This is a genomic window from Serinicoccus sediminis (assembly GCF_004153545.1).
GTDB classification, from domain to species: domain Bacteria; phylum Actinomycetota; class Actinomycetes; order Actinomycetales; family Dermatophilaceae; genus Ornithinicoccus; species Ornithinicoccus sediminis_A.
In genome coordinates this window covers 1-20304 of sequence record NZ_SDVA01000015.1, presented here as the reverse complement: position 1 = coordinate 20304, position 20304 = coordinate 1, and the positions used below count along the sequence as shown (strand labels likewise).

Annotated in this window: 13 protein-coding genes and 1 rRNA gene; 7 read left to right on the top strand and 7 right to left on the bottom strand. The window is 72.6% G+C overall.

What is annotated here, in order from left to right:
* Positions 1–14: 14 nt before the first annotated feature.
* Genes glpX through EUS26_RS13305 form a run of 4 tightly spaced genes read left to right on the top strand, consistent with a single transcriptional unit; the run spans position 15 to position 3590 of the window.
* Complete coding sequence (gene glpX, locus EUS26_RS13320) at positions 15–1037, top strand: class II fructose-bisphosphatase (RefSeq protein ID WP_130014315.1); 1023 nt, start codon at positions 15–17, stop codon at positions 1035–1037.
* Positions 1037–1969, top strand: a complete 933-nt coding sequence (locus EUS26_RS13315; protein ID WP_130014314.1) for a carbohydrate kinase family protein — start codon at positions 1037–1039, stop codon at positions 1967–1969. The genes glpX and EUS26_RS13315 overlap by 1 nt, the downstream gene beginning before the upstream one ends.
* Before the next feature lie 49 nt (positions 1970–2018).
* Positions 2019–2558 carry a beta-class carbonic anhydrase gene (locus EUS26_RS13310; protein ID WP_130014313.1) on the top strand — a complete coding sequence of 180 codons (540 nt, stop codon included), beginning with the start codon at positions 2019–2021 and terminating at the stop codon, positions 2556–2558.
* A 3-nt stretch (positions 2559–2561) separates the two neighbouring features.
* Positions 2562–3590 carry a MauE/DoxX family redox-associated membrane protein gene (locus tag EUS26_RS13305; protein ID WP_130014312.1) on the top strand — a complete coding sequence of 343 codons (1029 nt, stop codon included), beginning with the start codon at positions 2562–2564 and terminating at the stop codon, positions 3588–3590.
* On the opposite strand, the gene glmM is transcribed toward EUS26_RS13305, so the two are convergent.
* Complete coding sequence (glmM, locus tag EUS26_RS13300; RefSeq protein ID WP_130014311.1) at positions 3560–4906, bottom strand: phosphoglucosamine mutase; 1347 nt, start codon at positions 4904–4906, stop codon at positions 3560–3562. The two genes, EUS26_RS13305 and glmM, sit on opposite strands and share 31 nt — an antisense overlap.
* Before the next feature lie 254 nt (positions 4907–5160).
* Between glmM and EUS26_RS13295 the strand changes: the two genes are divergently transcribed.
* The gene (locus tag EUS26_RS13295) at positions 5161–6882 is read left to right on the top strand and encodes a S8 family peptidase (protein WP_130014310.1); all 1722 of its coding nucleotides are present in this window, start codon (positions 5161–5163) and stop codon (positions 6880–6882) included.
* A gap of 87 nt (positions 6883–6969) precedes the next feature.
* Here EUS26_RS13295 and rpsI read toward each other — a convergent pair whose 3' ends face one another.
* Together rpsI and rplM are read right to left on the bottom strand one after the other, a co-directional pair.
* A complete protein-coding gene (rpsI, locus tag EUS26_RS13290) occupies positions 6970–7476 on the bottom strand; it encodes a 30S ribosomal protein S9 (protein ID WP_130014309.1) in 507 nt (168 codons plus the stop codon).
* Positions 7477–7492: 16 nt separating this feature from the next.
* The gene (rplM, locus tag EUS26_RS13285; protein ID WP_130014308.1) at positions 7493–7936 is read right to left on the bottom strand and encodes a 50S ribosomal protein L13; all 444 of its coding nucleotides are present in this window, start codon (positions 7934–7936) and stop codon (positions 7493–7495) included.
* Between the two features lie 199 nt (positions 7937–8135).
* On the opposite strand from rplM, the gene EUS26_RS13280 reads away from it, so the two are divergent.
* Together EUS26_RS13280 and EUS26_RS13275 are read left to right on the top strand one after the other, a co-directional pair.
* Positions 8136–9308, top strand: coding sequence for an AI-2E family transporter (locus EUS26_RS13280; protein WP_130014307.1), 1173 nt, complete (start codon positions 8136–8138; stop codon positions 9306–9308).
* Position 9309: 1 nt separating this feature from the next.
* A complete protein-coding gene (locus EUS26_RS13275; protein ID WP_130014306.1) occupies positions 9310–9876 on the top strand; it encodes a winged helix-turn-helix domain-containing protein in 567 nt (188 codons plus the stop codon).
* Here the strand turns inward: EUS26_RS13275 and pulA (EUS26_RS13270) are convergent.
* The 4 genes from pulA (EUS26_RS13270) to rrf form a co-directional block, all read right to left on the bottom strand.
* A complete protein-coding gene (gene pulA, locus EUS26_RS13270; RefSeq protein WP_130014305.1) occupies positions 9851–12502 on the bottom strand; it encodes a pullulanase-type alpha-1,6-glucosidase in 2652 nt (883 codons plus the stop codon). The genes EUS26_RS13275 and pulA (EUS26_RS13270) overlap by 26 nt on opposite strands.
* Before the next feature lie 21 nt (positions 12503–12523).
* The gene (pulA, locus tag EUS26_RS13265; RefSeq protein ID WP_130014304.1) at positions 12524–18247 is read right to left on the bottom strand and encodes a pullulanase-type alpha-1,6-glucosidase; all 5724 of its coding nucleotides are present in this window, start codon (positions 18245–18247) and stop codon (positions 12524–12526) included.
* Positions 18248–18358: 111 nt separating this feature from the next.
* The gene (locus EUS26_RS13260) at positions 18359–20119 is read right to left on the bottom strand and encodes a stealth family protein (protein WP_238148983.1); all 1761 of its coding nucleotides are present in this window, start codon (positions 20117–20119) and stop codon (positions 18359–18361) included.
* A 108-nt stretch (positions 20120–20227) separates the two neighbouring features.
* Positions 20228–20304, bottom strand: a 5S ribosomal RNA gene (gene rrf, locus EUS26_RS17710); the annotation flags it as partial.

The following is a 20304-nucleotide window of genomic DNA, read 5'->3' as shown; positions in this document are numbered from 1 at the left end:
CCAAGGAGGGGCTCATGGCCGACCGCTCACCGAAGACCACCGACCAGGTCCTCCCGGACCGCAACCTCGCCCTCGAGCTGGTGCGGGTCACCGAGGCCGCCGCGCTGGCCGCGGGCCGCTGGGTCGGCCGGGGGGACAAGATCCTCGCCGACAACGCCGCGGTCGAGGCCATGCGCAAGGTCATCTCCCAGGTGGCCATGGACGGCGTGGTCGTCATCGGCGAGGGCGAGAAGGACGAGGCCCCGATGCTCTTCAACGGGGAGCAGGTGGGTGACGGCAACGGCCCCGCGGTCGACGTCGCCGTCGACCCCATCGACGGGACGACCCCGACCGCCAAGGGCATGGACAACTCCATCGCGGTCATGGCCGTGTCCGAGCGGGGCACGATGTACGACCCGTCCGCGGTGTTCTACATGGACAAGCTCGTCGTCGGCGCCGACGTCGCCGACCGGGTCGACATCCGGCTGCCGGTCGGGGAGAACCTGCGTCGGATCGCACGAGCCAAGAAGCGGTATGTCGAGGACCTCACCGTCATCATGCTCGACCGGCCCCGGCACGACCGCTACACCCACGAGGTGCGCGAGGCCGGCGCCCGGCTGCGGTTCATCACCGACGGCGACGTCGCGGCCGCGATCGCCGCGGCGCGGGAGGGGTCGTCGGTCGACATGCTCATCGGCATCGGCGGCACCCCGGAGGGCATCATCACCGCGTGCGCCATGAAGGCCATGGGCGGGGTCATCCAGGGGCGCCTCTGGCCCAAGGACGACGAGGAGAAGCAGAAGGCCGTCGACGCCGGCCACGACCTCGACCGGGTGCTGTCCACCGACGACCTCGTCACCGGCGACAACTGCTTCTTCGTCGCGACCGGCATCACCACCGGCGAGCTGCTCCACGGGGTGCAGTACGGCTCCGGGACCGCGGTCACCCAGTCGCTGGTCATGCGCTCGCGCTCCGGCACCATCCGGGAGATCACCTCCCACCACCGGTTGGACAAGGTGGCCGCCATCGCCGACGCGCTCTCGCCGGACGCCCTCTGATGGCGGCGGTGCTGACCGTCGGCGAGGCGCTCATCGACATCGTCGTCCCGCACGACGGCGGCGAGCGCAGCGAGCACGTCGGCGGGTCCCCCGCCAACGTCGCCATCGGGGTGGCCGCGCTCGGCCACGAGAGCCGCCTCACGGCATACCTCGGGCAGGACGAGCGCGGCGAGCGGGTCCGGAGCCACGTGGAGGAGCACGGCGTGACGCTCACCCCCGGCTCCGACGACGCACCTCGGACGTCCACCGCGACGGCGCACCTCGACGCCGACGCGGTCGCCACCTACGACTTCGACCTGGCCTGGGAGGTGGGGCCGCAGGACCTCGACGGCGTCGGCCACGTGCACACCGGGTCCATCGCCGCCACGCTGGAGCCGGGCGGCTCGGCCGTGGTCGACCTCATCGAGCGGGCACGGCGGGAGGCGACCGTGTCCTACGACCCGAACGCGCGACCGACGATCATGGGGGCGCCGGAGGACGCGCGGGGCCGCATGGAGGAGTGCATCGGCCGCAGCGACGTGGTCAAGGCCAGCCTCGAGGACGTCGCGTGGCTCTACGGCACCGACGACGAGGCGGACGTCATCGAGATCGTGCACCGCTGGGGCCAGCTGGGCCCGCACCTCGTGGTGGTGACCCGGGGCGGCGACGGGGCCGTGGTGCACCTCTCGCGGGACGACACCACCCTGGAGCTGCCCTCGTTGACGGTGCAGGTCGTGGACACGGTGGGCGCCGGTGACTCCTTCATGTCCGGGCTCGTCAGCGGTCTGCTGGACGCCGGGCTCCTCGGCTCGACCGACGCCCGGGAGCGGCTCTCCCGGGCCGAGCTCGAGGACATCGCGCCCGCGCTGGAACGGGCGGTGGCCTGCGCCAGCTGGACCGTGGCCCGGGCCGGTGCGGCCGCCCCGACCCGGGAGGACCTCTCCCTCGGCTGAGGGCGCGACGGCCACCGCCAGGGCACCGCAGCCACTAGGATCCAGGGCCATGGACACCTCCTCCTCCCCCACCTCGGACGCCCGGGAGGGCTCGCCGTTCGCGGACCTCCTCGCGGCCAACGAGACCTTCGCGGTCGCGCACGCCGACGAGCTCGAGGGCTTCGACGGCGTCGCACGGGCCGGCGTCGCCATCGTCACCTGCATGGACTCCCGCATCCAGCCGCTGCAGATACTCGGCCTCACCCACGGTGACGCCAAGATCTTCCGCAACCCCGGCGGGCGGGTCACCGACGCGGCGCTCGAGGCCCTGGTCCTCGGTGTCCACCTGCTGGGCGTGCAGCGCATCCTCGTCATCCCGCACACCCGCTGCGCGATGGCCGCGAAGACCGAGAACGAGCTGCGCGAGACCATCACCGAGCGCTCCGGGATCGATGCCTGGTGGCAGCGATTCCACGTGGTGAGCGACCAGGAGGCCGCTCTCGCCGAGGACGTCCACCGGGTCACCTCCCACCCGCTCATCCAGGGCCGGGCGCAGGTGGGCGGCTTCCGGTACGACGTCGACACGGGGCGTCTCACGCAGCTCGTCTGACCCGTGCCGGCCGCCCTGGTGCTCTCCGTCCTCGCCCTGGTCGTGGTCCTGGGTCTGGCCGGCCTCGCCAAGCTCTCCGCCCCCGGTGCCACCGCCGACATGGTCCGGGCGTTGCGCCTGCCCGCCCCCGTCCGGCCGCGGATGGTCGAGCGCGTGCTCCCGTGGACCGAGCTCGGGGCCGCGGTGCTGCTGCTCTCGCCCTGGGTGTCGACGTATGCCGTCGGCGCCGCCGCAGCGCTGCTGCTCTGCCTCGCGTTCACGGCCGTGGTGGCTCACGCCCTGCGCCTGGACCCCCGGCCGGACTGCGCGTGCTTCGGCAGGGTTGGTGACCACCGCATCACCGCGCGCACCCTGGTCCGCAACCTGCTGCTGGTGGGCCTCGCCGCGACCGCGACCGTCGGCGCCGCGCTCGGGCACACCGCCTGGGGGCTGATGAGGGCGTTCGCGGGCTCGGACTGGTGGTGGCTGACCACCGCCCTCGTGGTCTGCGCCGTGGCGGCCCTCGCCCTCGGGGGCACGGCCGCCCCCGCCCGTCCCCGCACGGAGTCCGTCCTGGCGGCCGCGCCCGGCCGGTCACGCGCCCCTGCGCAGGACCGGGCACCCGGCGAGCCCGGACACCGGCCCGGGTGGGTGGCGGTGCCCCTGCCCGACGCCCCCCTGGTCGACCGCGACCTGGACGTCGTCACCCTCCGTTCCCTGGGCCTGTCCGGGCCACAGGTGCTCGTGCTGGTGACCTGCTGGTGCGGGCCGACCTTCGAGGTGCTCGGACGGCTGCCGGGGTGGCGCCGGGAGCACCCCGGCACCGGGGTCCACCTGGTGCACACCGAGCCGCCGTGGTCCGAGCCACGCGTGGCCGGGGTCACCGACGTGTGGTGGGACCCTGCCGGCCGGCTGCACGCGTCGCTGGGGGCCGGGTGGCGGCCGGCCGGGGTCCTGGTCGACGCCGACGGCGTCGTCGCCGGCCCGGTGACCGGCGTGGAGGAGATCGAGACCCTGCTGGGTTACAGCGCCAGCCGGTCGCGCACGACCTGAGCCAGCCGGTCGGCGCAGTCCGCCGCCCGCTCCGGCGAGTCGGCCTCGACCATGACCCGCACGACCGGCTCGGTCCCCGACTTGCGCAGCAGGACCCGCCCCTGGTCGCCCAGCTCGGCCTCGATCTCGGCGACGGCGGCGCTCACCCCGTCGTCCTGCCCGACGCGGTCCTTGTCGACGTCCTTGACGTTGACGAGCACCTGCGGCATCCGGGTCATGACGCCGGCCAGCTCGTGCAGCGCCTGCCCGGAGGCGACGACCCGCTGGGCGAGCGCGAGGGCGGTCAGCACACCGTCACCGGTCGTCCCGTGCTCGAGCATGATGACGTGGCCGGACTGCTCGCCGCCCAGGGAGTAGCCGTGGGCCCGCATCTCCTCCAGCACGTAGCGGTCGCCGACCGCGGTCTGGACCACCCGCACCCCCTCCCGCTCCATGGCCTGCAGCAGACCCAGGTTGCTCATGACGGTCGCGACCAGGGTGTCGTCGCGCAGCTCCCCGCGCTCGCGCATGCTCAGCGCGAGGATGGCCATGATCTGGTCGCCGTCGACCTGGTCGCCGCGCGCGTCCACCGCGAGGCACCGGTCCGCGTCACCGTCGAAGGCCACCCCCATGTCGGCGCCGCGCAGCCGTACCGCCTCCTGCAGCTGGTCGAGGTAGGTCGAGCCGGCGCCGTCGTTGATGTTGAGCCCGTTGGGGTCGGCACCGATGACGTCGACGGTGGCGCCCGCGCGGCGGAACACCTCCGGCCCGACCTCGGAGGCGGCCCCGTGGGCGGCGTCGATGACGATGCGCAGCCCGTCCAGGCGGCCGGGTGCGGCCTCCAGCAGGTGCTCGATGTAGAACTCGGCGCCGCGCTCGAACGGCCGGATACGCCCCACCCCTGCACCGGTGGGACGCTCCCACCCACCACCCATCCGCTCGGAGATCCGGTCCTCGATCTCGTCGGCCAGCTTGTGGCCGCCGCTGGCGAAGAACTTCAGCCCGTTGTCCGGCATCGCGTTGTGCGACGCCGACAGCATGGCCCCCATCTCGGCGTTCATCCGCTGGGTCAGGTAGGCGATGGCCGGGGTCGGCAGCACGCCCGCGTCGAGCACGTCCACCCCGGCCGAGGCGAGCCCGGCCATGACGGCGGCGGACAGGAACTCCCCGGACGCCCGCGGGTCCCGCCCGACGACCGCGGTCGCCCGGTTGCCACCGAAGACGCTGTGCCCGCCCAGCTCATGGGCGACGGCCACCGACAGGTCGAGCGCCAGCTCTGCGGTGATGTCCTTGTTGGCCAGGCCGCGTACGCCGTCGGTGCCGAAGAGTCGTCCCATGGTCTGTTCCTGTCTCGCTGCGGGTCGAAGGGCTGACAGGGCAGTATGCCGCACCCAGGTGACGGCGGGTCCGCTCCCCACCCGCTCCGGGGCCCAGGTCAAGCCGGGGTCTCGACCGGGTCAAGCATCGGTCAGCATTCGGTAGAGACTCCGTCTGCAGCGTCACCCCGGCCGCCCTTGACGCAGCGTCAGGGGCGCACAGTGAGCCGAGCGTCCGCACCGTCGCGAACGCCCCGCCTCATGAAGGAGCAGAGATGCAGCGCACCCGTAGGACCTCACTGGCCGTCACGGCCTCGTTGGCCGCCGCGGTCGGCCTGGCCGTGCCCTCGGTCGCGGCGCCCGAGCGCCCGGACGCCATGGCCCCGTTGGTCGAGAGCACCACCGAGGCGGTGGAGGGGTCCTACATCGTCGTCCTCGACGTCGCCGCGCAGAGCAAGCGGGGTCCGAGCGACCGCGCCTCGGAGCGGGCGCAGCAGGCCGTCGCGGCGGCGACGGAGAAGAAGGTCGCCCAGGCGCGGGGCAAGGGGATCAGGGTCGGGCACACCTACACCGCCGTCGGCGGCTACTCGGCCGAGCTGAGCGCAGCCCAGCTCGCCGACCTGCGCAGGGACCCCGACGTCGCCTGGGTGGAGGAGAACTCGGTCGTCTCGGTGTCGGCCACCCAGAGCAACCCCCCGTGGGGCCTGGACCGCATCGACCAGCGCACCCGCCCCCTCAGCGGGTCCTACACCTGGACCGCCACCGGCAGCGGGGTGCGCAGCTACGTCATCGACACCGGCATCCGGACCACCCACGGCGACTTCTCCGGCCGGACGGCCGCGGGGTACACCGCGATCAACGACGGCCGGGGCACCACCGACTGCAACGGGCACGGCACGCACGTCGCAGGGACCGTCGGCGGCTCCACCTACGGCGTCGCCAAGGGCACCACGCTCGTGCCGGTGCGGGTGCTGGACTGCAGCGGGAGCGGCAGCAACGCCGGGGTCATCGCGGGGATGGACTGGGTGGCGAACAACGCTCCCCGACCCTCCGTCGTCAACATGAGCCTGGGCGGCCCGGCGTCCACCACGACGGACGCGGCCGTCGACCGGCTCGTGGCCCGGGGCATCCCCGTGGTCGTGGCCGCGGGCAACGAGAACCAGAACGCCTGCAACGTCTCCCCCGCCCGGGCGCCCAGCGCCATCACGGTCGGCTCGACGACGAGCAGCGACACCCGGTCGAGCTTCAGCAACTACGGCAGCTGCGTGGACCTCTTCGCCCCCGGCAGCTCGATCACCTCGGCGTGGTACACCTCGAACACCGCCACCAACACCATCTCGGGCACCTCGATGGCCAGCCCGCACGTGGCCGGCGCGGCGGCGCTCTACCTGCAGGGCAACCCCTCGGCGTCGCCCGCGCAGGTGGCCACGGCGCTGACCGGGGCCTCGACCACCGGCCAGCTGACCGGGCTCGGGTCGGGGTCGCCGAACCGGCTGCTCTACACCCCGGCGCTGCAGTCCGGCGGCAGCACCCCGGACCCGACCCCGGTGCCGGGCGGCTCGATCACCAACGGCGGCTTCGAGTCCGGGACCACCGGGTGGAGCGGTGACACCGCGTCGATCGGGACGACCGGGTATGCCGCGCGCAGCGGCTCCGCGAAGGCCTGGCTCGTCGGCTACGGCCAGAGCCGCACCGAGGCCATCACCCAGCAGGTGAGCGTGCCCTCGGCCGGGGCCGACCTCGACCTGTGGCTGCGGGTGGTGACCCAGGAGACGACGACCTCCAGCGCCTACGACCGCATGCAGGTCCAGGTCGTCTCCGGGGGCAGCACGACGGTGCTGGGCACCTGGTCCAACCTCGACGCGTCCTCGGGCTACGTCCAGCGCAGCGTCAGCCTCGACGCCTTCGCCGGGCGGACCGTCACCCTGCGCCTGGTCGCCGCCGAGGACTCGACCCTGGCGACGTCCTTCCTCGTCGACGACGTCAGCCTGCGCTGACGCCGCGTCGGGACGAGGGACGGCCCGCCCGCAGCCAGGCTGCGGGCGGGCCGTCGTCGCGCGCCGGCCGGGGCCGGGCGCGGGGGGTCAGCGCTTGCTGTACTGCGGCGCCTTGCGGGCCTTCTTCAGACCGGCCTTCTTGCGCTCGGGGACGCGGGCGTCACGGGTCAGCAGACCGGCGCGCTTGAGGGCCGGGCGGTTCAGCTCGGAGTCGACCCCGTTGAGCGAGCGGGCCACGCCGAGGCGGACCGCACCGGCCTGCCCGGAGGGGCCGCCGCCGTGCACGCGGACGAGCACGTCGTAGGCACCGTCCAGCTCGAGCAGCGTCAGCGCCTCGGCGGCGATCTGCTGGTGCACCTTGTTGGGGAAGTACTCGGCCAGGGTGCGGCCGTTGATCCGCCACTGGCCGGTGCCCGGCACGATGCGCACGCGGGCGACAGCCTGCTTGCGGCGACCGGTGCCGGCGCCCGGGGAGGACGCGCTGGGGCGCTGCGCGGCAGCCTCGGGAGCCGCGGAGGACTCGGTGGTGTACTCGGAGACGGCGTTCTCGTCGAAGTCGGCGCCGTCGGCGGTGTCGATGTCGTTGACAGTCATAGGTCCTTCGGCTTCCTTACTGGGCGACCTGGGAGATCTCGAACGGGGCGGGCTGCTGGGCCGCGTGCGGGTGGGTACCACCGGCGTAGACCTTCAGCTTGGAGATCATCTGCCGCCCCAGCGAGTTCTTCGGGAGCATGCCGCGGACGGCCTTCTCCACGGCGCGGGTCGGGTGCTTCTCGAGCAGCTGCTCGTAGGTCTCGGCCTTCAGCCCACCCGGGTAGCCGGAGTGGCGGTAGGCCTTCTTCTGCTCCAGCTTGGAACCGGTCAGGGCGACCTTGTCGGCGTTGATGATGATGACGAAGTCGCCGGTGTCCATGTGCGGGGCGAAGATCGTCTTGTGCTTGCCGCGCAGCAGGATCGCGGTCTGGGACGCCAACCGGCCCAGCACGACGTCCGTCGCGTCGATGACGTGCCAGGCGCGGGTGACCTCGCCGGCCTTCGGGGAGTAGGTGCGCATTCGCCTACCTTCTTCGAGAGTTGGTGATGGGCAACCGTTCAAGTCTACCGAGCGCCCGCAGATCCCCCAAAGAGGACGAAACAGCAGGTCACCGGGGGTATGCAGGGCGGCTTCCCGGCGACGGCCGCGGCTTGGTGCACAACTATTGTGCATCGACGCCTGGGTGGCGTAGCCTCAGGCTGGTCGAGAGGAGCCCGCCGTGCCCGTCCTACCCTCCCTGCGTCGCAGCAGGCCCGGCCACCCACCGCCGGCGGTCACTCCCCCGGCGCCGACGCCCACGCCCGCCGCGGGGTCGCCGTGGCCGCGGGCGGTGGTGGTGCTGCTCGGGATCGCGCTGGCCTTCGCCGTCCTGCTCGGGCTGAACCAGCTGCGTGACTACATCGCCCCCACCTTCCTGGCCCTCAACCTCGTCCTCGCCGCGGCCCCGCTGCAACGATGGCTGGTCGGCGTGGGAGTGCCGCGCATCATCGCCGCCGTGCTCACCGGCGGCGCGATCTTCGCCTTCCTCATCGCCTTCTTCACCGCCCTGGGGTGGTCGGCGGCCGCCATGGTGGAAGAGCTCAGCTCCCCGGAGTACCGCCAGCGCTACCGCGAGCTCTACACCCAGGCCGTGACCTTCCTCGAGGGCTACGGGCTGCAGCAGGACACCCTGACCCGACAGCTGGAGTCGGTGCTGGACCCGGCCCGCCTCATCGGTGCCCTCGGTGGGGTCATCGGCAACCTGGGTGGGATCCTCGGCCTCCTGACGACGACGGTCATCGTCATCTTCTTCCTCATGATCGACACCATGAGCGCCGGCCGCCGGATGGCCCTCGTCGACGAGCAGCACCCTAACGTCGCCCACGCCCTGGCGAGCTTCGCGCAGGGGGTCCGCCGCTACTGGGTCGTGACCACGCTCTTCGGCCTCATCGTCGCCGTGCTGGACGTCGTCGCGCTGTTCTGGCTCGGGGTCCCCCTGGCCCTGGCCTGGGGCGTCGTGGCCTTCCTGACCAACTACATCCCCAACATCGGCTTCGTCATCGGCCTGGTCCCCCCGGCGGCGGTCGCACTGCTGGCCAACGGGCCGGTCAACGCGCTGCTCGTCGTCGTGGTCTACAGCGCCCTCAACTTCGTCATCCAGAGCCTCATCCAGCCGAAGTTCACCGGCGACGCGGTCGGTGTCACCCCGACGGTGGCCTTCATCTCCCTCATCGTCTGGGCCTGGGTGCTGGGCCCGGTGGGTGCACTGCTGGCGCTGCCGGCGACGCTGCTCGTCAAGGCCGTGCTCATCGACGCGGACCCCGCGGCCCGGTGGGTCAACGCCTTCCTCGCCTCCAACCCCGACACGGCCCGGGCCGGGACGACCCGCGAGAGCTTCCAGCAGGAGACCTGAGATGACCGAGCGTTCCGCCCTGCGTACGCTGGCCCACCCGCTGCGCAGCCGGTTGCTCGCCGAGCTGCGGGTGCACGGTCACGCGACGGCCACCGAGCTCGCCCAGGCGCTCGACACCCACACCGGGGCCACGTCGTACCACCTGCGCAAGCTCGCCGAGGTGGGCCTCGTCGAGGACACCGGTACCGGCACCGGGCGGCGGCGGGTGTGGCGGGCCCTGGACCTCGCGCCGGCGATGGGCCAGGAGGACGAGCCGCTGGACGAGGACGACGCCCAGGCGGCCGACTGGCTGGCGCTGGACTACCTCGCGTACTTCGGCGACCAGGCCCGCAGCTGGCTGCTCCGGAAGGACGACGAGCACCCGGCGTGGCGCGAGACCTGCGGCCTGGAGGACCACATGGTGCAGGTGACCGCGGAGCAGGCCACCGCGCTGCGGGCCGAGCTGCTGGAGGTGCTGGAGCGCTACCGCCGCGTCGGTCAGGGCAACCCTCAGGCCCGGCGGGTGGTGGTCTACACCTGCGCGCTCCCCCTGCCGCCGTCGGTCACCGGACGAGCAGGGCAGCCGTGAGCCCGGGCACCAGCACCTGCCCCTCGGCGAGCCGCCACCGGGTGCCCTTGACCGTCTCGTCGGCACCCTCCCGCTGCACCGGGGACAGCTCCCAGCGCTGACCGGCCAGCCCGGGCACCGTCACCGTGCGTGCCTCGGTCGAGGCGTTGAGCACCACGAGCACCGCGTCGTCCCCGCGCGGCGCGGGCTCCAGCCGGCGGCCGTCCACCAGCATGACGACGAGGTCGGGGGCACCGTGCTCGGTCCCGGACACCGGGAAGGAGACGGCTGCCGTGACCGCCTCGGCCGACCCCAGCCGGAGCAGCGGGTGGGCCCGCCGCAGGCGCAGCAGGTCGAGGGCGCAGTCTCGGGCCAGGGTCATGTCGGCCGTGGTGGGGACGAGCGAGGGGTCCGCCAGCAAGGGGCGCATCAGGGCCCAGCGCGCCCCGTTGTCGGGCTCCGGCGGCAGCCCGCGGCCGAAGCCGTTGTCCCGCAGCGCGGGGTCGTAGTGGTTGAACCAGTCCCCCGAGGCGTAGCTGTTGCGGTCCAGGCTCTTGCTGCGCAGGATCTCGGCCCCCGCGTGCCAGAAGCAGATGCCCTGCGACAGCGTGACGGTCGCCAGGGCCAGGGTGTTGCGTCGCACCCGCTGCGCCATGGGCGTCCCCGGGACCAGCTTGAGGACGAGGGTGTCCCACAGCGTCTCGTTGTCGTGCGCGTCGACGTAGTTCACCACCTCGTCCGGGCTGGAGGCGTAGCCGCCGGTCAGGCCGCCGTAGTCCACCTCCTGGCCGCTCACCGGCTCACCGGTCTGCTGCGAGCGCAGGCGCAACGCCCGCAGACCGCCGGCCAGGCCCACCTGCAGCAGGTCGGTGTGCCGCGGGTCGAGGCCGCCGGTGGCGAACCCCAGCCCGGAGCGGGGGTCGGCGTCGTGGACGCTGCCGCCGCGGACCGCGTCGCGCAGGCGGTCGTTGAAGGTCCCGATCCCGGTGCCGTCCAGCTCCCCCTGGCGGGCCTGTCGGAAGCGTGCTCCCTGCGCCACCTCGCCGAAGTCCCAGCCCTCGCCGTAGAGGTGCACGGCGGCACCGTCCACCCCGTCCCGCTCCACGGTGAGCGCGTCCAGGGCGGCCCGGACGGCCAGCAGGTCCTCGCGGCTGTGGTGCCCCATGAGGTCGAAGCGGTAGCCGTCGACCCGGTAGTGCCGCACCCACAGCACGCACCCGTCCACCATGAGCCGGCGCGCCATGGCGTGCTCGGTCGCGACGTTCTGGCAGCAGGTAGAGGTCTCGACGTGGCCGTCCGCGTCGAGCCGGTGGTAGTAGCCGGGGACGACCCGGTCGAGCACGGAGGAGCGGTGCATCCCGGAGTCGGTCGTGTGGTTGTAGACCTGGTCGAGCACGACCCGCAGCCCGAGCTCGTGCAGCGCGGCCACCATCGTCCGGAACTGGGCGGTCCGGGCACCGCCGTGGGCCTGGCCGGGCGAGCTCGTGTAGGAGCCCTCGGGCGCGAGGAAGTGCCACGGGTCGTAGCCCCAGTTGAAGGCGTCGCGCGGGGCGTGCGCGCGCACGCGACGCTGCTGCTCGGTGCTGTCCGGCGGCAGTGCGGCCAGGGCGGTGGCCGACTCGTGCGCCTGCGCGGCCGGGTCCTCCGGCACCGAGGTGAGGTCGAAGGTCGGGAGCAGGTGGACGCTGGTCAACCCGGCCTCCGCGAGCCGGCGCAGGTGGCGACGACCCTCCCCCTCGGCGGCGAACGCGAGGTAGGACCCGCGCTCCTGCGTCGGGACACCCTCGTCGTCCCGGGAGAAGTCGCGCACGTGCAGCTCGTAGATCGTCTGGTCGACCGCCCGCACAGCGGTCGGCAGGGGGGCGTCGAGCCACCGGCGCGGGGCGTGTGCCGGGTCCTCCAGGTCGACGAGCACGCTGTGCCGCGAGTCCAGCGACAGCCCCACCGACCACGGGTCGGTCGACCGGACCCGGCGACGCTCCCCGGTGCGGGGCAGGACGTGGTCGAGCTCGAGCTGGTAGCAGCGGTCCGCCCACGCGGGGGCTCCGGTCACCGTCCAGGCGCCGTCGTCCTCGCGTCGCATCGGGATCCGCATCGGATCGCCGCCCGGCAGCCACGCCCGCTCCCGGCCGGGGTCGGGCACCCCGTCCCACAGGAGCAGCTCGACGGCGCGGGCGGTGGGTGCCCAGACCGCGACGGTGGGAACCCTGCGGCCTCGCGGCCCCGCCCAGCTGACACCGAGCACCCGGTCGGCGGCCGCCTCGGCATACAGGTCGTCGAGGACACCGGGGACCTGCAGAGAGGTGGCCAGGAGGAGCCGGCCGGCACCGTCGCGGCACAGCAGCGCGACCTGCCCGGTCAGCAGCGTGCGGGCCCGCTCCGCGGCGTCGACGCCCAGCCGCAGGCCCCGGTATGCCGCCAGGTGCGGACGGCTCGCGACGACCCCGGCGGGGAGGGGCCCGTCGAGGGGGGTCAGCGGCAGCTCCTCCGCCGCCCCCCGACCCCGCCGGTCCATCCCGCCCTGGGGCGCCACCGCCAGGGTCCACGACGCGCCCTGCGGCTCCTCGTCCTGGTCGGGGACGGCGACCAGGTCACGCGTCAGCCAGTGGGCACGGGCGGCGAGCAGGTCGAGGGCATCGAGTTCCACGGGCCCATCCTGCCCCGCCGCTCACGGCTGGACGAAGACCGCCACGGTCCGGGCCGGCACGGTCGCGGTGCCCGTGGACGGGTCCCACGACGCGTCCTTGACCACCTCGTCGGCGCCGCCCGCCTGGACCGGCGACAGCTCCAGCTGCTCCCCGGCCAGGTCGGGGACGACCTGGTCCACCGGCTGGGCGCTCGCGTTGAAGACGACCACCAGCCCGTCCAGCTCCGGGTCGACGTCCGCGCCGACGGTGTCGTCCACCCGCATGACGATCACCTGGGCGTCACCGTCCTCGGTCCCGGAGACGGGGAAGGACACCTTGTCCCGGACCAGCTCCGGGTCGGCCAGCCGGAACAGGTCGCTCGAGAAGCGCAGCCGCAGCAGGTCCGCGGCCATCGCCGAGGCCTGCTCGATGTCGGCCGGGGCAGGCGCCAGCGCCGGGTCGGCGAGCAGCGGGCGCATGAGGTCCCACTTGTCCTCGTTGTCGGCCGCCGGCGGCAGGCCCCGGCCGAAGCCGTTGTCGGTCCGGGTGAAGTCCAGCACGTTGAACCAGTCGCCGCTGTTGTAGGAGTTGCGGTCCAGGCTCTTGCTGCGCAGCAGGTCGGCCCCGCCGTGCCAGAAGCTGATCGACTGGGACAGGGCGGTGGTGGACAGGGCGAGGGTGTTCATCCGCACCCGGTCCTCCATCGGCAGGTCCTGGGGCAGCTTGAAGGTCAGGGCGTCGAAGATCGTCTCGTTGTCGTGGGCGTCGACGTAGGTCACGACCTCGTCGGGGTGCTCGGCGTACCCCGCGGGGGCGCCGTTGTAGGAGATCTGCTCCCCGGTGACCACCTCGCCGGTCTCCTGGCTGCGCAGCTCGAGGTCGCGCAGGTTGCCGGCCAGGCCGAGCTGCACGAGGTCGGTGTCGTTGCCGCTCGAGCCGCCCGTGGCGAAGCCCTTCTCCGCGCCGGGGTCCTCGTCGAACGGCCCGCCCCCGCGCACGCCGTCGCGGAGCCGGTCGTTGAAGGTGCCGACGGACGTGCCGTCCAGCTGGCCCTGGGTGGCCTGGTAGAACCGGGCGTTGTCGGCGACCTCGCCGAAGTTCCACCCCTCCCCGTAGAGCGTCACCCGGGTCCCGTCGACCCCGTCGCGACGTTGGGTCAGCTCGTCGAGGGCGGCCCGGACGGCCTCCATGTTCTCCCGGCTGTGGTGCCCCATGAGGTCGAAGCGGAAGCCGTCGACCTTGTAGTCGCGGGCCCACAGCACCACGGCGTCCACCATGAGCTTCTGCGCCATGGCGTGCTCGGTGGCGATGTTCTGGCAGCAGGTCGAGGTCTCCACCTGGCCGACGTCGTCGAGCCGGTGGTAGTAGCCGGGCACGACCTTGTCGAGGACGCTCTTGTCGCCCTGCCCCGACTGCGCCGTGTGGTTGAACACCTGGTCCAGGACCACCCGCATGCCCGACTCGTGCAGGCCCCCGACCATCGTGCGGAACTCGGCGACCCGGGTCCCGCCCTGCGCGGCCGCGGTCGTCGAGGCGTAGGAGCCCTCGGGCGCCATGAAGTGCCACGGGTCGTAGCCCCAGTTGAAGGCGTCGGCGTCGGCCTGCGCCATGACGCACGCCTGCTGCTCCTCGCTGTCCGGCGGGAGCGCGTCGAGGTCGCAGTCCGGCGTCGGCACGGCGTCCGCGTCCGCGGTCGCCTCCGGGATCGAGGCGATGTCGAAGGTCGGGAGCAGGTGCACGGTGTTCATGCCGGCGTCGGCGAGCGCCTCCAGGTGCCGTCGGCCGTAGCCGTCCTCGGCGAAGGCGAGGTAGGACCCCCGCAGCTCTGCGGGCACGTCGGGGTCGGACACCGAGAAGTCGCGCACGTGCAGCTCGTAGATCGTCTGGTCGACCTCGTCCTCCAGCCGCGGTGCCGAGGCCTCGCGCCACGCCCGCGGCTGCCAGCGGCGGTCGTCGAGGTTCACCAGGACCGAGCGGCGGCTGTCCAGGGTCAGCGCGACGGAGTACGGGTCGGTCACCAGGTTGGTCTCGACCGCACCGGTCGACGGCACGAAGACGTCGACCTCGTAGAGGTACTCCCGGCCGGTCCAGGCGGTCTTGCCGGCGACGGACCAGGTGCCGTCGGAGGTGCGGCGCATCTCCGTCCGTCGCGGCTCCCCGGAGCCGCCCGCGGGCCAGGTCAGCAGGTCGACGTCCTGCGCGGTCGGGGCCCAGAGCCGCAGGCTCGGGCTGCGTCCGCGCCAGCTGACGCCCAGGTCGGCGTCGGCCGCCTTCTCGGCGTAGAGGTCGTCGAGGACGCCGGGGATCTGCACCCCGGTCGCATCCACGAGCCGGCCGAGGTCGTCATACCTCGCCACCGCCACCTGCCCGGTGAGGATCTCGTCGGCGGCGCGGGCGCTCTGCCGGTCCAGACGCAGCGCCAGGTAGCCCTCCAGGTGCGGGAAGTCCTCCAGCACCTGCGCCGGCAGACCCTCCGGGACCAGGGTCAGCGCCGAGCTGCTGCCGCCGGTGACCGCCTCGGCGTCCACCGCGAGCCCGCCGTCGGCCGACCAGTGCAGGCGCCAGTCGCTCAGCCGCGGGTCGTCCACGTCGTCGGCCGGCCAGGCGACCAGGTTGTCGGCCACCCAGTAGGCCCGCTGCGAGGTGAGGTCGGGGGCGACCCCCGCCTGCGAGGTGGAGACGGTGAGGACGTGGGTCTCCAGCTCGTAGCTGAAGGTGGTGAGGACCCCGGCCGAGGGCACCGAGAAGCCGATGTTGTCCCCGCCCGGCGCGCCTCCGGCGCCGTAGTTCTCGTCCCAGCTCAGCCCGTGCGCGACCTTGACCTCGTAGGTCCCGGCCGGGATCTGCGTGGTCGCGTAGGTGTAGGTGCCGTCCCCGTCAGGATCGATGAGCCACGGCGCCATGCAGTCGGGCGACCAGTCGCCCGGGCAGCCGAGCTCGCTCTGCATCGACCCGGGGGCGGTGATGATCGGGCCCTCGGCGTCCGAGGTGACGTAGTGGCGCGCGTGCTCGTAGTAGAAGCTCACCGGTCCGCCGTCCGCCGCGTAGGCGATGTTGCCCCCGCCCGGGACGCCTCCGGCGCCGTAGTTCTCGTCCCAGGACCGGTTGATCGCGGCCTTGTACTCGTAGTCGCCGGCCGGGATCGTGCCGGCGTCGAAGGTCTGCTTCCAGACGCCGTCGGCGGCGTCGAGCGACAGCTGGGCCTCGTCGCAGTCGGGCTGCCAGTCGCCGGCGCAGCCCATGGCCGCGTTGTGGTTGCCGGGCACGATGACGGCGTCCGGCTGCTCGACGGGACCGATGGGGTCGACCCCACCGCCGCCACCGCCTCCGGTGCCCGGCTCCCCCACGATGCCGTAGCCGGAGGACCCGGACACGTTGCCGGAGTGGTCCTCCAGGACGGCGCGGTACTCGAGCAGGGTGCCCTGCGGCATACCGCTGACGTCGTGGAAGACCCGGTAGGGGGCGTTGTCGTCGGTGCCCAGCACCGTCCAGTCGGAGACGCCGACAGGGCGGTAGGCGAAGGTGACCTGGGCGAAGACGTTCTCCGGGACCGCCGCGGCGATCTCGGCACGACCGCCCACCACGTCACCGGCTGACGGGGTGCGCAACGTCACCGCGGGCGCCTCGCGCCGGGGTCGCAGGGGGCTCTGCGCCCGGTAGACCTCGACCGACAGCGGGTCGACGTCGACCGTGAGCCGGCCCCCGGCGTCGGTGAGGATGCGGCCACGGTCTCCGTAGATGGCCCGGAACATCGTGCGCGGCCCGTAGGCCGACAGCTCGGCCTGCCGGGGCTCCTCGGAGTTGTTCGCGACGACGAGGTACTCCACCTGCTCGTCGGCGTCGATCCGGGAGAAGGCGTAGATGCCCGCGTCGTCGCTGGCGTAGCGGTGGATCTGCGCCCCGTCGGCGAGCGCCGGGTTGGCGGCGACCAGGTCGCTCAGCGTGGCGATCTGGCGGTACAACGGGTGGCCGGTGTCGTAGCGGTCCCGCGCCCCGGACGGGGCGCCGATGACCGGCTCGGTGGCGTACTGCTCGACCTCGGTGGCGAACATGTCCTGCCGGGCGTCCTTGTCGCCACCGCTGCCGATGAAGCCCTGCTCGTCGCCGTAGTAGACGACCGGTTGGCCACGGGTGAGGAACATGAGGGCGTTGGTCAGCTCGACCCGGCGCTGCAGGTCCTGCCCCGAGTGGTCACCGGCCAGCATCATCGCGGCCCGCCCCATGTCGTGGTTCCCGGTGAAGGTCGGCAGCTGGTAGGCGTTGGAGTCGGTGTCGGTGTAGTAGTCGTCCTGGGCGTAGAAGCTGCGCAGGTCGGTCGTGGCACCCCCCTTGGCGAACCCGATGGCGCGGGCCTGGAAGCCGAAGTCGATGACGGCCTGGAGCTCGCCCTCGGTGGTGAAGCCCGACAGGTAGTCGGGGTTGGAGTCGTAGACCTCGCCGAACATGAAGAAGTCGTCGTTGTCCGTCCGCGCCGCCTCGAGCACCCGCGGGCTGAACTCCTGCCAGAACTCCAGGTTGACGTGCTTGACGGTGTCGATGCGGAAGCCGTCGATCCCCAGGTCGGCCCAGGTGGAGTAGATGTCGACCATCCCGTCGACCACCTCGGGGTTCTCGGTGAACAGGTCGTCCAGCCCGATGAAGTCGCCGTAGAGGCTGGACTCGCCGGCGAAGGTGGAGTCGCCGCGGTTGTGGTAGAGCGTGCGGTCGTTGAGCCAGGCCGGCACCTTGACCTCGGCGTCCTCCTCGGTCCGGAACACCGGCGTGTAGGGGAAGGACACCTCGGGGTCGAGCAGCGGGAAGGGCTTGCCGACGTAGTCGCGGTCGTCGAAGGCGGCCCCCGACGCGTCCCGGTACGGCTCGGTCGCCTTGTCGACGTAGCCGTACTCCCCCTCGGCGTAGTCGATGACGTCGGCCGTGTGGTTGGTGATGATGTCGAAGTAGACCTTCATCCCCCGGGAGTGCGCCTCGTCGATGAGCGCCTTCATCTCCTCGTTGGTCCCCAGGTGCGGGTCGATCTGGGTGAAGTCGGTGATCCAGTAGCCGTGGTAGCCGGCGCTGGCATCGGCACCGCTGCCCTGCACCGGGCGGTTCTTGAAGCTCGGGGTCAGCCAGATGGCGGTGGTGCCGAGGCCCTCGATGTAGTCGAGGCGGTCCATGATGCCGGCCAGGTCGCCCCCGTGGTAGAAGCCCTTGTCGGTGGGGTCGAACCCGTGGGTCAGCCGGTCGCCGTCGAGCCCGGCGGTGTCGTTGGACGGGTCGCCGTTGGCGAACCGGTCGGCCATGACGAAGTAGAACTGCTCCCGGGTCACCGGGGCCCGCAGGCTCTCCCCGGCGAGGGCCTCGTCCTGCGCGGCGTCCGGCGGGTCGAGCAGCGGCACCAGCCCGACCTCGTCGGTCGTGTCGTCGAAGGAGAACTCGAGCGCGGCCGGCCCCTGCACCTCCACCGCGAGGTTGCCCTCCGGGTGGGACTCGTCCCATCCACCGTCGAGAGCCACCTTGTACTCCCAGCGCCCCGCGGGGACCTCGAAGGTGGACCGGTAGACGTCGGGGCTGCCCTCCACCGGGTCGAGGCGGGTGGCGTCGCAACCGGGAGCCCAGTCCGCGTCGCACCCCAGCTCGTCCTGCAGGTCCCCCACCAGGGTGACCGTGCGCGGCTCCTGCGCCGCGGCTGGTGCGGGGGCGAGGGTCTGGCCGGCGAGCGTGGCGGCCCCGGTGGTGGCGAGCAGGGCGGTGGCCACGCAGGCAGCGAGAAGCGGACGCGTCATTGCGGTCTCCAGGGTCGGGCTGAGGGACGTTGCTGCTCAACCTAGAGCCATCCTGCACAGAACACAACAGGAAGCTGCAAGAACTTGCAGACGTCGTCCCCAGCAGGACGGTCAGACCGGTCGACGCTCCCACGGGGACGGGAACGGGAAGCGCTCCTCCAGGAAGCGGCCCACCATCGCCTGGACCTCCTCGCGCGATCCCTCCGGCGTGTCCACGTCGTTGAGACAGAAGCTGTCGACCGAGGTCGAGGCACCCAGCTGCTCGAGGCGACGGACGGCGTCGGCGGAGGAGATGTTGACGTATCGCATCCGGATCTGTGCCGACACGGCACGCCCGGTGAACAGCGCGTAGTGGTGATGCATGGTGCCGGCCATGGCCACGTCGGCGGTGGAGCGGAACCGGGTCCGAGTCGTGCGGTCCACCACCTCGGCGTACCTCTCCTCGAGCTCGGTCATGACCGACCGGATCTGCGGGTGGGGGGCGTGCTTGAACTTGTGCGTGATCCCCCGCCCGAAGTCGGACTGGAAGAGGGCACGGACGTTCTTCCCGGCTGAGTTCGGCGCCACCTCACCCTCGACCGTGTCCCCGATGCCGAACTGCGCGGAGGAGAACGGCACCTGGGCGATGCCGTTGGCGTGGAAGAAGTCCTCAGCCCGGCGCATCCGCCCGAGGAAGACGTCGTCGTTGAGGTACAGATAGTGCTCGGACAGACCCGGGATGTGGTGCAGACGGGCCTCGATGGCGTGCGAGTTGAAGGTCGGCAGCGCACACGGGTCGGCGAAGATGTCGCGGTGGTCGACCACCGTGATCCCCTCGGCCCCCGCGTCGAGCCACCACGGCACCTGGTCGTCGGTGACGACGTAGACGTGCCGGACGAACGGGGCGTACATGTGCAGTGACCGCAGCGAGTAGCGCAGCTCGTCGTGGCTCGCATACCTCGAGGCGTTGGCGCCCAGACCCACCGGCGCCTCTCCCGAGTAGAGAGCACGTCGGGCCGCGTGCGTCGGGTCGGCTCCGTCGACCCAGGTGTAGACCACGTCGACCGGGAAGCTCACGTCCTCGGTGAGCGTCCAGGTGAACGGCTGAAAGGTCGGGACCTCACGTCCGCCGACGCAGGCCACGGCGGGCTGCTGCGCCGATCGCGGCACCACGTCGGACACCCGGTTCGTCCGCGGGGCCACCAGCGCACCTGACAGCGCCCGGTGCGGTGTCTGCGACCGCAGCTCGTCCAGCCGACGGCGGCCGCTCTCCTTTGCGAGCAGGTCGTCGGCGTCCTGCCAGAACTCGACGTCACAGCCGAACTCGAGACCTCCGACGACCCGGCCCGACCCGGACACCAGCGGCTCCGCGAACCGGACGACCATGCTGGACTTGATCCCGCTGTCCAGCCCGCCGTCGACGTAGGCGCAGGCGACGGCGGCCGATCCGCCCGGACCCGGCTTCACCGCCCAGACGGCGCTCAGGTCGTGACGCGCCCGCATGGCCCGGAACACGGTCGGCCGGTCACGCAGGTGCACGCCCAACACGCACCGTCGGGCCGAGTGTCCGCGCACCAGGAAGTAGCCGACCCCCTCCGCGTCGAGCACGTCGGCGACCAGCCTGAGGTTGTGCTCGCGCGCCTGGTCGGTCGTGAAGTCCTCGACCACCCGGCCCGGGCCCTCCCACGAGCCGGCTGCGACCACGCGCACCTGCGGGTCGGACCCCAGCAGCTCCGCCCTCCGCTCGGCGGCACGCTGCTCCCGGCGCGCCGCGGCCGCCTCCTGCCGGCGTCGGCGGCGCACCTCTCGCACCCGCTCGGCCACGGGCCGCGGCAGCGTCCGCGCCGCCAGCCGGCGGACGCGTCGACCGTGCATGATCCTGCCTGACGTCATGAGTCCCCTCCTTCGACCACCCCCTCATCCTCTCAGGACACTCCCCCCGAGACGGCCAGGGCATGCGAAAGGGCCCGCCCTGGTGGGCGGGCCCTTTCGTGAAGGGTGGTCCGGCGGTGTCCTACTCTCCCACACCGTTCCCAGTGCAGTACCATCGGCGCTGTCAGGCTTAGCTTCCGGGTTCG

Coding starts and splice junctions, on each gene's coding strand:
- EUS26_RS13315 (WP_130014314.1), top strand. CDS start 1,037: ATGGCGGCGGTGCTGACCGTCGGCGAGGCGCTCATCGACATCGTCGTC.
- EUS26_RS13310 (WP_130014313.1), top strand. CDS start 2,019: ATGGACACCTCCTCCTCCCCCACCTCGGACGCCCGGGAGGGCTCGCCG.
- EUS26_RS13275 (WP_130014306.1), top strand. CDS start 9,310: ATGACCGAGCGTTCCGCCCTGCGTACGCTGGCCCACCCGCTGCGCAGC.
- glmM (WP_130014311.1), bottom strand. CDS start 4,906: ATGGGACGACTCTTCGGCACCGACGGCGTACGCGGCCTGGCCAACAAG.
- EUS26_RS13260 (WP_238148983.1), bottom strand. CDS start 20,119: ATGACGTCAGGCAGGATCATGCACGGTCGACGCGTCCGCCGGCTGGCG.
- rplM (WP_130014308.1), bottom strand. CDS start 7,936: ATGCGCACCTACTCCCCGAAGGCCGGCGAGGTCACCCGCGCCTGGCAC.
- rpsI (WP_130014309.1), bottom strand. CDS start 7,476: ATGACTGTCAACGACATCGACACCGCCGACGGCGCCGACTTCGACGAG.
- glpX (WP_130014315.1), top strand. CDS start 15: ATGGCCGACCGCTCACCGAAGACCACCGACCAGGTCCTCCCGGACCGC.
- EUS26_RS13295 (WP_130014310.1), top strand. CDS start 5,161: ATGCAGCGCACCCGTAGGACCTCACTGGCCGTCACGGCCTCGTTGGCC.
- pulA (WP_130014304.1), bottom strand. CDS start 18,247: ATGACGCGTCCGCTTCTCGCTGCCTGCGTGGCCACCGCCCTGCTCGCC.